Here is a 13,093-nt window from a genome sequence, read left to right as displayed (position 1 = left end):
GGTGCGCGACCGGGCGCGGGAATCGAACCCGCGTCCCGTCTACGATGCCGTTCATCTGTCGCAATCGCGTATAGACCAGCACCGATCCACACGCAGCGCCACCCAAACAAAACGCCCGGCCCGACTCGTCGTCGGCACCGGGCGTTTTTTTACAGTAGCGATCGCAACCCGAACGTCAGGCCGCGAACCCCGCCATCCGCTTGCGTTCCTGGCGCAGCATCACGAAGTTCGCGATCACGACGCCGGCCGTCACCGCGACGATGAACAGCGTCGCGAGCGCGTTCATCTCCGGGTTCAAGCCCAGCCGCACACGCGAGAACACCACGAGCGGCAGCGTCGTCGAGCCGGGGCCCGACAGGAACGCCGACAGCACGAGGTCGTCGATCGACAGCGTGAACGACAGCAGCCAGCCCGCGATCAGCGCCTGCGAGATCAGCGGCAGCGTGATCGTGAAGAACACCTTCAGCGGCGTCGCACCGAGATCGAGCGCGGCTTCTTCCAGCGACGGGTTCAGCTCGCGCACGCGCGACTGCACGATGATCGCGACGTACGAGATGCACAGCATCACGTGGCCGAGCCAGATCGTAAACACGCCGCGCTCGGCCGGCCAGCCGATCCACTTCGCCAGCTCGATGAACAGCAGCAGCAGCGAGATCCCCTGGATCACCTCGGGAATCACGAGCGGCGCGTTGATCATCCCGCTGAACAGCGCGAAACCGCGAAAGCGCCCCATCCGCGCGAGCACGAAGCCGGCCCACGTGCCGATGAACACCGACGCGAACGCGGTCAGCACGCCGATCTTCAGCGACAGCCACGCGGCCGTCAGCAGCTCGTCGTCCTCGACGAGCGCCGCGTACCAGCGGAACGAGAAACCCGACCACACGGTGACGAGCTTCGACTCGTTGAACGAATAGACGATCAGGCTGATGATCGGGATGTAAAGGAACGCGAAGCCGGCAAACAGCGCCGCGAACTGCAGGTAACGATTCGGCTTCATCGGCGGCCTCCCTGCTCCTTCGCCTGGAAGTGCTGGAACATCGCCATCGGCACGAGCAGCAGCAGCACCATCGCGCAGGTCACCGCCGACGCCATCGGCCAGTCTGCGTTGTTGAAGAACTCATTCCACATCACGCGGCCGATCATCAGCGTGTTCGCGCCGCCGAGCAGTTCGGGAATCACGTACTCGCCGACCGCCGGGATGAACACGAGCAGGCAGCCCGCGATGATCCCGTTCTTCGACAGCGGCAGCGTGATCTGCACGAACGCCTTCCACGGCTTCGCGCCGAGGTCGTACGCGGCTTCGAGCAGGCGCAGGTCCATCTTCACGAGGTGGGCGTAGAGCGGCATCACGAGGAACGGCAGGTACGAATAGACCATCCCGATGTACACCGCGTAGTTGGTGCGATACAGCTCGATCGGCGTATGCGTGAGCCCGATCCACATCAAGAAGTTGTTCAGCAGCCCGTTGTTCTTCAGGATGCCGATCCACGCATACACGCGGATCAGGAACGACGTCCAGAACGGCAGCATCACGCCCATCATCAGCAGGTTGCGGGTCGCCGGGTTCGAGCGCGCGATGTAGTAAGCCATCGGATAGCCGATCAGCAGACACAGCAGCGTCGTGATCGCGGCCACCCACACCGAATTCACGTAAGTCGCGAAATACAGGCTGTCCGTGAACAGGAACGCATAGTGCGACAGGTTCAGCGCGACGTGCACGACGCCGTCCGCGTACGACGCGAGCTCCGTGTACGGCGGAATGCCGAGCTGCAGCTCCGCGAAACTGATCTTGACGACCAGCACGAACGGCACGAGGAAGAACAGCACGAGCCACGTGAACGGCCCGGCGACGACCGCCGTGGCGCCCGTCAGGTTGAAGCGCCGCACCGGCCACTCGAGCAGGGACTTGAACGCGGTCATGACGTCAGCACCACGCCGGCCGTCGCGCTCCAGCGCACGTAGATCTCGTCGCCGAGCGCCGGCGTCTCGAGCTCCGAAATCGCGAGGCTCGACACGTTCGCGATCACCGTCTTGCCGCCGTCGAGCTTCACGTGATACAGCGAGTAGCCGCCCATGTACGCGACGTTGCTGATCCGGCCGCGCGCCCAGTTGAACGCGCCTTCGGGCGGCTTGCGCGTGAGCGCGATCCGTTCGGGGCGCACCGACACGGTGACCGGCATCCCGAGCGGGCCCGAGATCCCGTGGCTCACGTACAGCCGGCTCGGCAGCTCCGGCGACTCGATGTACACGTGGTCGGGTTCGTCCTCGACGGTCACGCCGTCGAACAGGTTCGTCGAGCCGATGAATTCGGCCGAGAAGCGGCTGTTCGGATATTCGTACACCTCGTTCGGCGAGCCGATCTGCACGATCTGCCCTTCGCTCATCACCGCGAGGCGATTGGCCATCGTCATCGCCTCTTCCTGGTCGTGCGTGACCATGATGCAGGTGACGCCGACCTTGTTCAGGATGTTGACGAGCTCGATCTGCGTGCGCTGGCGGATCTGCTTGTCGAGCGCGGACATCGGCTCGTCGAGCAGCAGCAGCTTCGGCCGCTTGACCAGCGAGCGCGCGAGCGCGACGCGCTGCTGCTGGCCGCCGGACAGCTGATGCGGCTTGCGCTTCGCGTACTTGCTCATCTGCACGAGTTCGAGCGCCGAAGCGACGCGCTCCTTCAGCTCGGCCTTCGGCGTGCCTTCCTGCTTGAGACCGAACGCGACGTTCGACTCGACCGACATGTGCGGGAACAGCGCATACGACTGGAACATCATGTTCACGGGCCGCTTGTACGGCGGCATCTGCGCGAGGTCCTCGCCGTCGATCAGGATCTTGCCCGACGTGACCGTCTCGAGGCCCGCGAGCATCCGCAGCAACGTCGACTTGCCGCAGCCCGAGCTGCCGAGCAGCGCGAACAGCTCGCCCTGGCGCACGGTCAGGTTGACGCTGCGCACGGCTTCGGTGTCGCCGAATTTCTTGACGACGTCGACGATCTGGACAAAGTTCTCGGCGCGCGCATCGGCGCCGGAGGAGGAAACGGAGGACGGCGCGCCCGCGACCGGCGCGCCCGACTGGCTATTCATGATGTGCTGCTTCTCTCCTGCGTTGAACGAACAAAGCCCCCGGGGGCACCAGGGGCTTCATGACTGCTGATTCACTCCGGCTCGCGTCAGCGGCCCGACTTCAGCTCGGTCCACAGACGCGTCTGCAGACGCTGGATTTCAGGCGGCAGCGGCTTGAGCAGGAACAGCGTCTTCACGACGTCGGCCGGCGGATAGACGGCCGGGTCGTTCGCGACGTCGGGCCGCACGTACTTGCGGGCCTCTGCGTTGGCGCTCGGGTAGTACACCGCGTTCGTGATCGCCGCGTGCACCTTCGGATCCTCGATGTAGTTGATCCACTGCAGCGCGGCATCCTTGTTCTTCGCGTCCTTCGGGATCGCCATCACGTCGAACCACACCGGCGCGCCGCCCTTCGGAATGTAGTACTCGACCTTGTACGGCTTCTTCGCCTCGATCGCGCGATGCTTCGCGATCACGACGTCGCCCGACCAGCCGAACGCGAAGCAGATGTCGCCGCCGACCAGGTCGTTGATGTAGCCCGACGAGTTGAATTGCGTGATGTACGGGCGGATCTTCTTCAGCACTTCCATCGCGGCCTTGTAGTCGGCCGGGTTCGTGCTCATCGGATCCTTGCCGATGTAGTGCAGCGTCGCCGCGAACATCTGGTCGGGGGCGTCGAGCACCGACACGCCGCAGGTCTTCAGCTTCGAGATGTTTTCCGGCTTGAACAGGATGTCCCAGTTGTCGAGCGGCACCTTGCCGAGCGCCTGCTGCGCCTTCGTCAGGTTGTACGCGAGACCGGTCGTGCCGTACGCCCAGGGCACCGAGTACTTGTTGCCCGGGTCCGCGCCGGCGACGAGCGCCATCAGTTGCGGATCGAGGTACTTGAGGTTAGGCAGCTTCGACTTGTCGAGCGGCGCGAAGATGCCGGCGGCGATCTGCTTGCCCGCGTAGTTGCTGGTCGGCACGACGATGTCGTAGCCCGAGCTGCCCGTCAGCAGCTTCGCCTGCAGCGTGTCGTCGCTGTCGTAGTTGTCGTAGCGGACCTTGACGCCGGCCTGCTTCTCGAAGTTCGGGATCGTGTCCTTCGCAATGTAGTCCGACCAGTTATAGACATTGAGCTGCGTATCCTTCGCCGCTGCCGCCGATGCACCCACGCACAGCGCGAGCGCTGCGAACCGGCCCACTACCTTTGCTTTCATCCCGTTCTCCCTACGGCCGGACCGTGTGTCCGGCTGCCGTCTGCCTCGTCATGACGGCGCATTCTGGCGCGCCGCCCCTCGAAAACCCCGAAAACTACCATCATTCGCGCCCCGTCACAAAAAAATCATGCCGGTGTCGCGCAAACGGAACAGATTACCGCCGCCGGCCAGGCTGGCCGCCCGTGCGGCGGGGCGTTCCCGGGGAATTCTATCGGGTAATCGGCGGCTGTCCACCGGGAAAAACGGGCGGCGGCGCACCTGCGTCCGCGGGCCGGACGCGAACCGCCTGGCGCGCTGTGCCCGAACCCGCCGTACTGTCACGCCCCTGCACCGGTACGGCATGCCGGCCGCACCCGTCCGACCGTCCGGCCGCGATGCATTAAAATGGCGGCTGACGATTCAACGGCGTGAACCCTTCCGATGGCCTCCAATCTCCACGACCTGCCCGACAGCCCCTGCATCGGCGTGTGCTCGACCCTCTTCGACGAAGTCTGCAAGGGCTGCGGCCGCACGGCTGCCGAAGTGTCGAACTGGGTGTTCCTGAGCGACGACGAAAAGCGCGCGGTGTGGGAGCGCATCTCGCGCGAAGGCACCGCGATGCGCTTCCAGTACGACAAGCTGTAAATCCGCCGCCGCCGCGCATAAAAAAAGCGGCATGCCGACCGACATGCCGCCAACCCCAACTCTGTTCTTTTCCCTTCGCGTCTAGAACTTCATCCCGACGCCCACGCCGACGATCAGCGGATCGATGTGCAGCGTGCCGATGCCCTTGTCGCCCAGCGTCGCATCGGTGCTCATCCAGATCTTCTTCACGTCGACGTTCATGAAAATCTTCTTCGTCACCTGCACGTCCACGCCGAACTGCAGCGCGGGGCCGAAGCTGCTCTTGTTGATCGACACGCCCTGCCCGCCGACGTTGAGCCCGTTGTTGTAGAAGTACGTGTAGTTCACGCCCGCGCCGACGTACGGACGCACCTTGCCGGCATGGTTGAAGTGGTACTGCAGCAGCAGCGTCGGCGGCAGCACGCCCACGCCGCCGAGATTGCCGACGCTCGACGTCAGCTGGTGCCGCGACGTACCCAGGATCAGCTCGACGCCGAGGTAGTCGCGGATCATGTACGTGAAGTCGAGCTCGGGCACGATCGCGTTGTTCACCCCGACGTTGAGCGCGCCCAGCGTATCGCTCGCGCGTTCGTTCGGCTGGATGCTGATCGCGCGCAGCCGGACCAGGACGTCGCCCTGGTTGATGCCGTCCCCCGGCGAGGCTGCGTGCGACAGCGAAGGCATCGCGGCGAAAGCGGCAGCAACGGCCGCAGCGGTGACACAAGTTCGAATCGTTTTATGCATGGTACGGACCCCCAAAGAATGGTTTCCATTCTCCCTGTAGGGTCTTTTCTTTATCTTGATATTCGTCAAGCCAGCGTAAACGTGGGGCGGTTTGCCGCAGGCTCCGTCGCACGGCCCGTCAGCAGCAGGTCGAGCAAATCGCGCACGCTGCGGATCGCACGGCCGAACGGCAACGCTTCGCGGCCGCGGAAGAACAGCCCGTTCGCCACGTCGCCACGCAGCGCGGCCGCGAGCCGCGTATCGATGCAGAAATGGCCGAACTTCTCGATGCCGTCGCGCAAGCCGCATACGCTCAGGCATTCGAGCGCGGTCGGGCAACGCTGTTTCAGCGCACCGAGCTTGGTGCGGATGCGCGTCTCGTTGCGCAGGTAACGATCGAGCCACGGCGTCTTCACCGCGCGCGCGGGCAACCCGGTCACGCTGACGAAGTCGACGATGTCCTCGGGTGTCGCATCGGCCAGCACGCGCTTGAAGTGCGGATGCGCATCGCCTTCTTCCGTCACCGCGAACGGCGTCCCCACCTGCACGCCGTTCGCACCGGCGTCGAACGCCGCGCGCACCGTGTCGTGGCTGTTGATCCCGCCCGCAACGATCAGCGGGATCGTTTCGCGCGCGAGGCCGAGCGACGCCATCACCTGGGCGGTCTCGTCGAGCACGCGCGCGAAATCGAAGCGAGGGTCGTGCATGTCGTCGATCTGCGTGACGCCGAGATGGCCGCCCGCATGCGCCGGATGCTCGATCACGATCGCGTCGGGCAGGCGCCCCTTCTTCATCCACTTCTTCAGCACGAGCGCGATCCCGCGGCTGTCCGACAGGATCGGAATCAGCGCAATGTCGTGGCCTTGCGTGAGATCGGGCAGGTCGAGCGGCAGGCCCGCGCCCATCACGATCGCGTCCGCCCCCTCGTCGCACGCGACCCGCACGTAGTCCGCATGCGCGCTCACGGCCTTCATCACGTTGACCGCGATCATCCCGCGCCCTTCGCTGTAGGTCTTCGCGAGGCGGATCTCGCGTGCGAGCGCCTCGAGGTTCGCGGCCTCGAGCGTCGCGCGATCGGGTTGCGCGCGGCAACGCGCGAGCAGGTCCGCATGATGGTGGCGCAGGTCGATGCTCGCGATCGTGCCGACCGCGCCTTCGCGCGCGACGCTGCCCGCCAGCCGGTGCGCGGAGATGCCGACGCCCATGCCGCCCTGCACGACGGGCAACAAGGTGCGGCCGCGAATCGTCAGCGGCGGAAAGGAAGTGCGTACGGTCATCTGAAACCTCGTCGGAACATCGGAACCGCGATGATCGACGATCCACCGACGCGCACCTTGACGGCCGTCAATAAAAAACGGCACGCGAGCGTGCCGTTTTCATGTCATGCGTGAGAAACGCTCAGGCCGGCTTCGCGGGCTTGAGCTGCATCGACTTGTACTCGAGATATTCTTCGAGCCCGTACACGCCGTTCTCGCGGCCGTGCCCCGACTGCTTGTAGCCGCCGAACGGCGCGGCCATGTTCCATGCGCCGCCGTTGATGTCGACCTGCCCGGTGCGGATGCGGCGCGCGATGCCCATCGCGCGTTCGTCGCTGCCGGCCCATACCGCGCCGCCGAGCCCGTACGGCGAATCGTTCGCGATCCGCACGGCCTCGTCTTCATCGCGATACGTGATGATCGACAGCACCGGCCCGAAGATTTCTTCCTGCGCGATCGTCGATTTCGGATCGACGCGGCCGAACACGGTCGGCTTCACGAAGAAGCCTTTATCCAGCCCTTCCGGCAGGCCCGTGCCGCCCGTCACGAGTTCGGCGCCTTCGTCGATCCCGCGCTGGATGTAGTCCTGCACGCGCTGCTGCTGCACGGCCGATGCCAGCGCGCCGAGGCGCGTCGCATCCTGCCGCGGATCGCCGGCGACGTAGGTTTCGGCCGCCGCCTTCGCGATCGCGCGCGCCTCGTCGTAGCGCGCTTCCGGTACCAGCATGCGCGTGTGCGCCGAGCAGGTCTGCCCCGCGTTCAGGTAGCACGCGTTGACCGTGCCCTTCACCGCCGTCGCGAAATCGGCATCGTCGAGGATCACCGACGCCGACTTGCCGCCCAGCTCGAGCGCGACGCGCTTGACGCCCGCGGCCGCCAGCTCGGCCACGCGCTTGCCGGCGCGCGTCGAGCCCGTGAACGACACCATGTCGACATCCGGATCGGTGGCCAGCACTTCACCGACCACCGGGCCATAGCCGCACACGAGGTTGAACACGCCAGCCGGCAGCCCGGCTGCGTGAATCGCTTCGGCGAGCATGAACGCATTGAGCGGCGCGACTTCGGACGGCTTCAGGACGACCGTGCAGCCGGCCGCGAGCGCCGGCGCAACTTTCAGCGTGATCTGGTTGAGCGGATAGTTCCACGGCGTGATCGCCGCGACGACGCCGACCGGCTCGCGCACGACGAGCGAGTTGCCGACCTGCGCCTCGAATTCGAACGACTCGGCGAGCTTCGCATACGCCTTCCAGTTGTAGATCGGGCCGCCGACCTGGATCGCGCGCGACAGCTTGATCGGCATCCCGACTTCGCCGGTGATCGACTGCGCGAGTTCCTCGCTGCGCGCCTGCAGATGCTCGACGATCTTGCGCAGGTAGCCCGCGCGCGTCGCGGGCGGCGTGGCCGCCCACGCGTCGAAGGCTGCGCGCGCCGCGCGGATCGCGTCCTGCGCGTCGGACGCGACACCTTCCGGAATCCGGCCGATCACGGCCTCGGTGCCCGAGTCGATCACGTCGATCGTGCCGGTGCCGGCCGGTTTGCGCCACGCGCCGTCGATATAGAACTGGTCGTAGAGTTTCATCGCTTTCCGCCTCCAGGAAAGCCGCCATTCTAGCGAGCGTTTCGGTCCGCCGGTGTGACCCGCCGTGACGATTGACAGCCATTCGAAAGGTCTTTAGCCTCGGCGCCTCATTCATCATAAGAAAGGAGAATGCCTTGAGCATCCTGACCAAAATCGAGGGCGGCTATCTTCAGGTATTGCGCGTGATCGTGCTGTTGTTCGCGACCGCAGTCCTGATCGGCGGGGTCATATTCGGCGTGGTCGCACTCGATGCGCGCCTGTCGAAACCGCCGAAGGTCGATTCGGCCATCCAGGTCGATCCCGCATCGTTCGCGTGGGAGAACGATGCACCCGCCAAGGCCACGCCGGCCGCCGGCGGCGCCGCAGCCAAGGACGACGATGCGTCGCCCGCGCTGCGCCTGTCGACGCAACTGTCCGGCATCGTGCAGAAGCACGGGCGCGCGGCCCTGTCGCCGGACTACGCGGTCGATCGCGACGCGTACGAGCCGTCGTTCCAGCGCGTGCTCGGCGACGACGACCATCCGGACGTCGCGTACTACGAGCAGCAGATCGCATATCTCGACAAGGTGCTGTCGCGCCCGGACGTCGCGGCCAGCGTCAAGAAGAAGGTCACCGGTCACGGCGACGAATATGCGCGCGAGCAGGCGTACACCGACGTCGTGTCGACGGTCATGCGCGACTTCTCGCAGCGCTACGACGCACGCCGCACCGCGATCGACGACGAAAAGAAGGCCGCGGAAGAAACCGCTGCCGAGAACGGCCAGACCGCGCGCTACGCGGGCGTCGCCGCGCTCGTCGCGCTGTATTCGTTCGTGTCGCTCGCGGTGCTGATCATCCTGATCCGCGTCGAGCGCAGCATCCGCTCGATCGCGCGCGCCACGCACACGACGACCTGAGTTCACTCACCGGCAGCCGGGCTCGCGGGCCGGGCTGCGGCGGGCCCGGCAACGGGCCCGCTTCACGGCGCCGGCGGCCGTTCCCCGGCCGCCTCATTCCCCGCCGCTCCTCACGCGCGTGCGCACTTTCCGTTCCCGCTGTCCCCTCACTTCGCCGTCGGCGATCCTCGCCGGCGCGGCGTCCGTTTCACCGCCGCCATGTCAGCATCCGCCCGGGTGCGCGGTCGGGCCCGCATCGTGCTATGTTTTTAATATCGGCACCGGCCCAATGCAACCGGCGCCGCCCGGAATCGACGTATTTCGTGAGCGCTGCCATGTCCGACGCACCCCATATCCTCGGCTCGCAAGACCGCCTGGAACTGCTTTGCTGGCTCACCTGCGGCAATCTCGGCGCGTTTTACCTCAACGAATCGTGGCCGGACGCCACGTTCCAGGTCCAGGCCGCGCACCGCTGGCTCGACCGCCATCATCGCCAGGCCGACTGGCTGGCCGTTGCCAAGCTCGCGGCGCTTGCGCAGGACATCGCGAAGCGGCATGCCGGGTTCGTCGATGCGTCATGGGCCCGCGACGCGGTCGAGGAAATCGTCGATACCGACGATCTCGACTATCGGGCGAAACTCGTGCAATGGGTCTACGAAGACTGCTGCAAGGCGCTCGCCGACAAGCGGCTGGCCGACTGAGTCCATGCGTGCGGGCCGCGACAGCGCGCGGCCGCCCGTCTGCTCATCGATGTCTTCTCATCGATGATGTGCGTGGGGCGGCCGGAATGGCCTGCGGAAACGGTACGCATCGCACCGCCCCCTGCGCCGCCAGGCACCGCGACACTTACAGCAGCGACTTCGCCTGCGTCAGCACCTTGTCGCAGATCTGCTTGGTCACCTGCTGCTTCAGGCCGCCGCCGCTCAGGTCGAGCTTGCTGCCGTTGCCGGCATCGAGGACCCCGCTCGCGCCGCTGGTATAGCCGCTGTCGGACGATGCGTTGCCGCCGAGCTTGCCCATCAGCGCGTCCTTCACCGACGACGCGCCGCCGGACGCCCCGCCGAGATAGTTGTTCTGGATGCAGAACTGCAGCAGGCCGGCGACGTTGCCGGTGCTGCCCGGCATCAGCGACGCACCGCCCCCGCCCGTCAATGCCCCGCCGAGGCCGCCGAGATTGCCGAGCGCACCGCCCGCGCTGCCGCCTGCATCGCCGCCGCCGCCGACCTGCTTCAGGACATCGCCCAGTTGCGCATGCGCCACCGAAAACGGCGCGAGCAATCCGATCAGCGCGCCGGCAACGGTCGCGCGGTATAGACGTGCATTCATGTGAAGCCTCCCGGTTGTGATGACATGAGTACCGCGAATCGAATCCAAGGATACGCAATCGACCCGTGCATGACAGCCTTCGAAGGCGGCCCGAAACGTCAGGCATCGTGATATCGCCGCAATTTGACAAAGCTTGACGGCGCGCCGTGTGCGGAAAGTCGGTTTGACGCAGGCTCGCGATCGCGGCGCCAGGTCGCCGGCGCGCGTGAAGCGGCATAGAATCGTCGTCGCCGGCCGTTCGGACCCTCCGGCCCGATCCCCATCCCGAACCTGAAGGATGCTCGCGTGATGCCTGCCCATCGACTTCTGCTGATCGCCGGCGCATCGGCCGCGCTGCTTTGCGGTTCCGGCACCGCCCGCGCGGCGACGGCCACGGCGGCCGCCGCATGCCCGTCGCCTTCGTTCGACCGCTATCCGGCACTCGCCGCGAGCGCGCCGCGCAAGCCGGCCGCGGCACCCCGCCTGACCACCAGGGAAACCCGCCGCTACCGCACCGTCATTCGCGACGAATTCACGCAACCGGCCAATTTTGCCGGCCACTACCGGGTCGCGGTCTGGGGTTGCGGAACGGATTGCCGGAATTTCGCGATCGTCGACAAGTACACGGGCGCGACGTACACGATGCCCGGCGTGCAGGCCATCGCAGGCGTGATGGGCAACGACGAGGAGCGCGTCGATTTCCGTCCCGGCAGCAGGCTGCTGATCGTCGCGGGCTGCTTCAACGACGAATGCGACGACAACAGCGCGAAGGCCGCCCGGTTCTTCTACGCGTGGACCGGCACGCAGTTGCGTCGGATCGGCACCTGTCCGCTGGCGATCGAGCCGCTCCAGTAGCCGGCCAATGGATGCGCATGCCGCCGCTCGCCGCGACTTGCGCTATCGTTGCTCCGGTACACCTTGAACGACGCACTCACCCGCAATGTCCATTCGCCTCAGTTTCGACGACGGGCCCGGTCCCTCGACACTCCCCTTGCTCGATGTCCTGCGCGCCGCGTCATGCCACGCGACCTTCTTCCTGCTCGGCCAGAATCTCGAAAACGCACTCGATGTCGCGGCAAGAATGGTGAGCGAAGGCCACCCACTCGGCAATCACACCCATTCGCACGCGAAGCCCGGCGCGCTGGCGGACGATGCACTGATCGACGAGATCGAGACGACCGACGCGCTGATTCGCGAAGCCTATCGTCGAGCCGGCGTTCCGGCGCCGGATACGATTCCATTGCGCCTGCCTTACGGCCTGATGCCGGAGGACAGTCGCGCCGGCGTGCTGGCGCGGCTGCAGCGCGAACACACGGGCTGGACCGCGATACTGGACGACTGGCAGCGGCCGGCGCCGTCGCCGCAGGCGCTGTTCGACGCGATGTGCGCGCACGTCGACGCCAGCGCGGCACGGCAACGTGACGTGCTGTTCTGCATGCACGACGGATCGCGTCACGGCGAGGCGCGACCCCATACGGTCGAAGCGGTACGCCTGTTCCTGAATCGGCCGCGCTGATAAAGCAGCCGGTTAGCGTACCGGCGCCGCACCACCGAGCAACTGCCTCCAGCCGCCGAGAAAGCCGATGCCCGGCCCCGGTGTCCACAGCCCGCGTTGTGCGGCTTCGAGATGGATCAGCGTCTGGTCCGCGCAGAACAGGGCCATCAGCGCATCGCGTCGGTCGTGCATCCAGTCCGGCACGTCATCGGGCCGCGTCGCGGTATAGGCTTGCAGGCCAGCATCCCAACGCTGCGCATCGAATACGAAGCCATCGTCCCTGCCCGCATCGCGCGACAGCGCGAACAACGCAAAAGCCGCTTCGAGCCACTGCGCGCCCTGCCCGACATCGTCGAAATCGAGCACGCCGTTCACCGCGTGCCCCGCATACAGCAGGTTGCCCGCGTGATAGTCGCCGTGCAGCCAGTGCACCGCGCCCGTCAGCCAGCGGGCAGCAGCGTCGAGATGTGCGCCGATCCGGTGAATCATCGTCTCGTAGTGGCCGCTCAAGTCACCCGGCAACGACGGCGCAGCGCGCGCCGCGACACGTGCGTAGCGCGCAGAGAGCCAGGCCAGCGGCGCCGATTCGGTCACGGGTATCGCCGCCATCGCCGCATGCAGATGCGCAAGCGCACGCATCGCATCGATCGCGCCCGCCTCCGCTTCGTCCGGCAGGCCGGGGCGGCCGTCGATATGCTCGAACAAATGCAGCCAGCTCCCGTCGGGCAGTTGCACGCCGGACCGTGCGTCCACGGTCGGCCGCAGCTTCGGCAGCGCAGGCAGCATCGGCGCCGCACGCGAGTGGCCGAGATGGCCAAGCATCGCCGCCTCGCGATGCACCTGCTCGACCGCCTTGCCGGGCCACGACACGCGCAGCACCGCGCGCCCCGCATCGCACTCGACGAGATACGTTTTGTTAGTATGGCCCGACGCCAGCGCCTGCATGCGCGCCGGCCCGATGTTCCAGTACCGGTGAAGCCACGGTTCCAGCGTTTTCAC

The 13,093-nt window shown here is 66.3% G+C and carries 14 protein-coding genes; 5 read left to right on the top strand and 9 right to left on the bottom strand.

The annotated features are described in order from the left end of the window. Positions 1 to 175 precede the first annotated feature (175 nt). The 4 genes from G3N98_RS04015 to G3N98_RS04000 form a co-directional block, all read right to left on the bottom strand. Positions 176 to 997, bottom strand: coding sequence for an ABC transporter permease subunit (locus tag G3N98_RS04015; RefSeq protein WP_089431135.1), 822 nt, complete (start codon positions 995 to 997; stop codon positions 176 to 178). Further along, the gene (locus G3N98_RS04010) at positions 994 to 1,920 is read right to left on the bottom strand and encodes an ABC transporter permease subunit (protein ID WP_089425520.1); all 927 of its coding nucleotides are present in this window, start codon (positions 1,918 to 1,920) and stop codon (positions 994 to 996) included. Before G3N98_RS04010 ends, G3N98_RS04015 begins: the two co-directional genes overlap by 4 nt. Further along, positions 1,917 to 3,077, bottom strand: a complete 1,161-nt coding sequence (gene potA, locus G3N98_RS04005; RefSeq protein ID WP_089472891.1) for a polyamine ABC transporter ATP-binding protein — start codon at positions 3,075 to 3,077, stop codon at positions 1,917 to 1,919. Before potA ends, G3N98_RS04010 begins: the two co-directional genes overlap by 4 nt. Positions 3,078 to 3,163: 86 nt before the next feature. Then, positions 3,164 to 4,258, bottom strand: a complete 1,095-nt coding sequence (locus G3N98_RS04000) for a polyamine ABC transporter substrate-binding protein (protein ID WP_047900781.1) — start codon at positions 4,256 to 4,258, stop codon at positions 3,164 to 3,166. 420 nt (positions 4,259 to 4,678) lie between these two features. On the opposite strand from G3N98_RS04000, the gene G3N98_RS03995 reads away from it, so the two are divergent. Beyond that, the gene (locus tag G3N98_RS03995) at positions 4,679 to 4,882 is read left to right on the top strand and encodes a DUF1289 domain-containing protein (RefSeq protein WP_010095552.1); all 204 of its coding nucleotides are present in this window, start codon (positions 4,679 to 4,681) and stop codon (positions 4,880 to 4,882) included. 81 nt (positions 4,883 to 4,963) lie between these two features. Here the strand turns inward: G3N98_RS03995 and G3N98_RS03990 are convergent, their stop codons facing one another. The 3 genes from G3N98_RS03990 to G3N98_RS03980 form a co-directional block, all read right to left on the bottom strand. Further along, a complete protein-coding gene (locus G3N98_RS03990; RefSeq protein ID WP_089431137.1) occupies positions 4,964 to 5,605 on the bottom strand; it encodes an OmpW family outer membrane protein in 642 nt (213 codons plus the stop codon). A 65-nt stretch (positions 5,606 to 5,670) separates the two neighbouring features. Beyond that, on the bottom strand, positions 5,671 to 6,861 hold the full coding sequence (locus G3N98_RS03985) for a nitronate monooxygenase family protein (RefSeq protein WP_089472892.1): 1,191 nt from the start codon (positions 6,859 to 6,861) through the stop codon (positions 5,671 to 5,673). A 121-nt stretch (positions 6,862 to 6,982) separates the two neighbouring features. Next, the gene (locus G3N98_RS03980; protein ID WP_206147272.1) at positions 6,983 to 8,419 is read right to left on the bottom strand and encodes an aldehyde dehydrogenase family protein; all 1,437 of its coding nucleotides are present in this window, start codon (positions 8,417 to 8,419) and stop codon (positions 6,983 to 6,985) included. Between the two features lie 134 nt (positions 8,420 to 8,553). On the opposite strand from G3N98_RS03980, the gene G3N98_RS03975 reads away from it, so the two are divergent. Together G3N98_RS03975 and G3N98_RS03970 are read left to right on the top strand one after the other, a co-directional pair. Further along, entirely contained in the window at positions 8,554 to 9,315 is a 762-nt protein-coding gene (locus G3N98_RS03975) for a hypothetical protein (RefSeq protein WP_206147271.1), read from the top strand. A gap of 314 nt (positions 9,316 to 9,629) precedes the next feature. Further along, positions 9,630 to 9,995, top strand: coding sequence for a hypothetical protein (locus tag G3N98_RS03970; RefSeq protein WP_069248063.1), 366 nt, complete (start codon positions 9,630 to 9,632; stop codon positions 9,993 to 9,995). Positions 9,996 to 10,140: 145 nt separating this feature from the next. On the opposite strand, the gene G3N98_RS03965 is transcribed toward G3N98_RS03970, so the two are convergent. Next, entirely contained in the window at positions 10,141 to 10,620 is a 480-nt protein-coding gene (locus G3N98_RS03965) for a DUF2501 domain-containing protein (RefSeq protein ID WP_089425527.1), read from the bottom strand. Positions 10,621 to 10,905: 285 nt separating this feature from the next. On the opposite strand from G3N98_RS03965, the gene G3N98_RS03960 reads away from it, so the two are divergent. Together G3N98_RS03960 and G3N98_RS03955 are read left to right on the top strand one after the other, a co-directional pair. Continuing rightward, positions 10,906 to 11,454, top strand: a complete 549-nt coding sequence (locus tag G3N98_RS03960; protein WP_089472895.1) for a hypothetical protein — start codon at positions 10,906 to 10,908, stop codon at positions 11,452 to 11,454. Between the two features lie 85 nt (positions 11,455 to 11,539). Then, positions 11,540 to 12,115 (top strand): polysaccharide deacetylase family protein, encoded by a 576-nt coding sequence (locus tag G3N98_RS03955; protein ID WP_206147270.1) that lies wholly within the window; start codon positions 11,540 to 11,542, stop codon positions 12,113 to 12,115. Between the two features lie 12 nt (positions 12,116 to 12,127). Here G3N98_RS03955 and G3N98_RS03950 read toward each other — a convergent pair whose 3' ends face one another. Continuing rightward, on the bottom strand, positions 12,128 to 13,093 hold the full coding sequence (locus G3N98_RS03950) for a phosphotransferase (protein ID WP_346779061.1): 966 nt from the start codon (positions 13,091 to 13,093) through the stop codon (positions 12,128 to 12,130).

Source organism: Burkholderia sp. Tr-20390 (genome assembly GCF_017104595.1).
In the GTDB taxonomy this organism is placed as follows: Bacteria; Pseudomonadota; Gammaproteobacteria; order Burkholderiales; family Burkholderiaceae; genus Burkholderia.
This window is presented reverse-complemented; position numbering and strand designations above follow the sequence as displayed.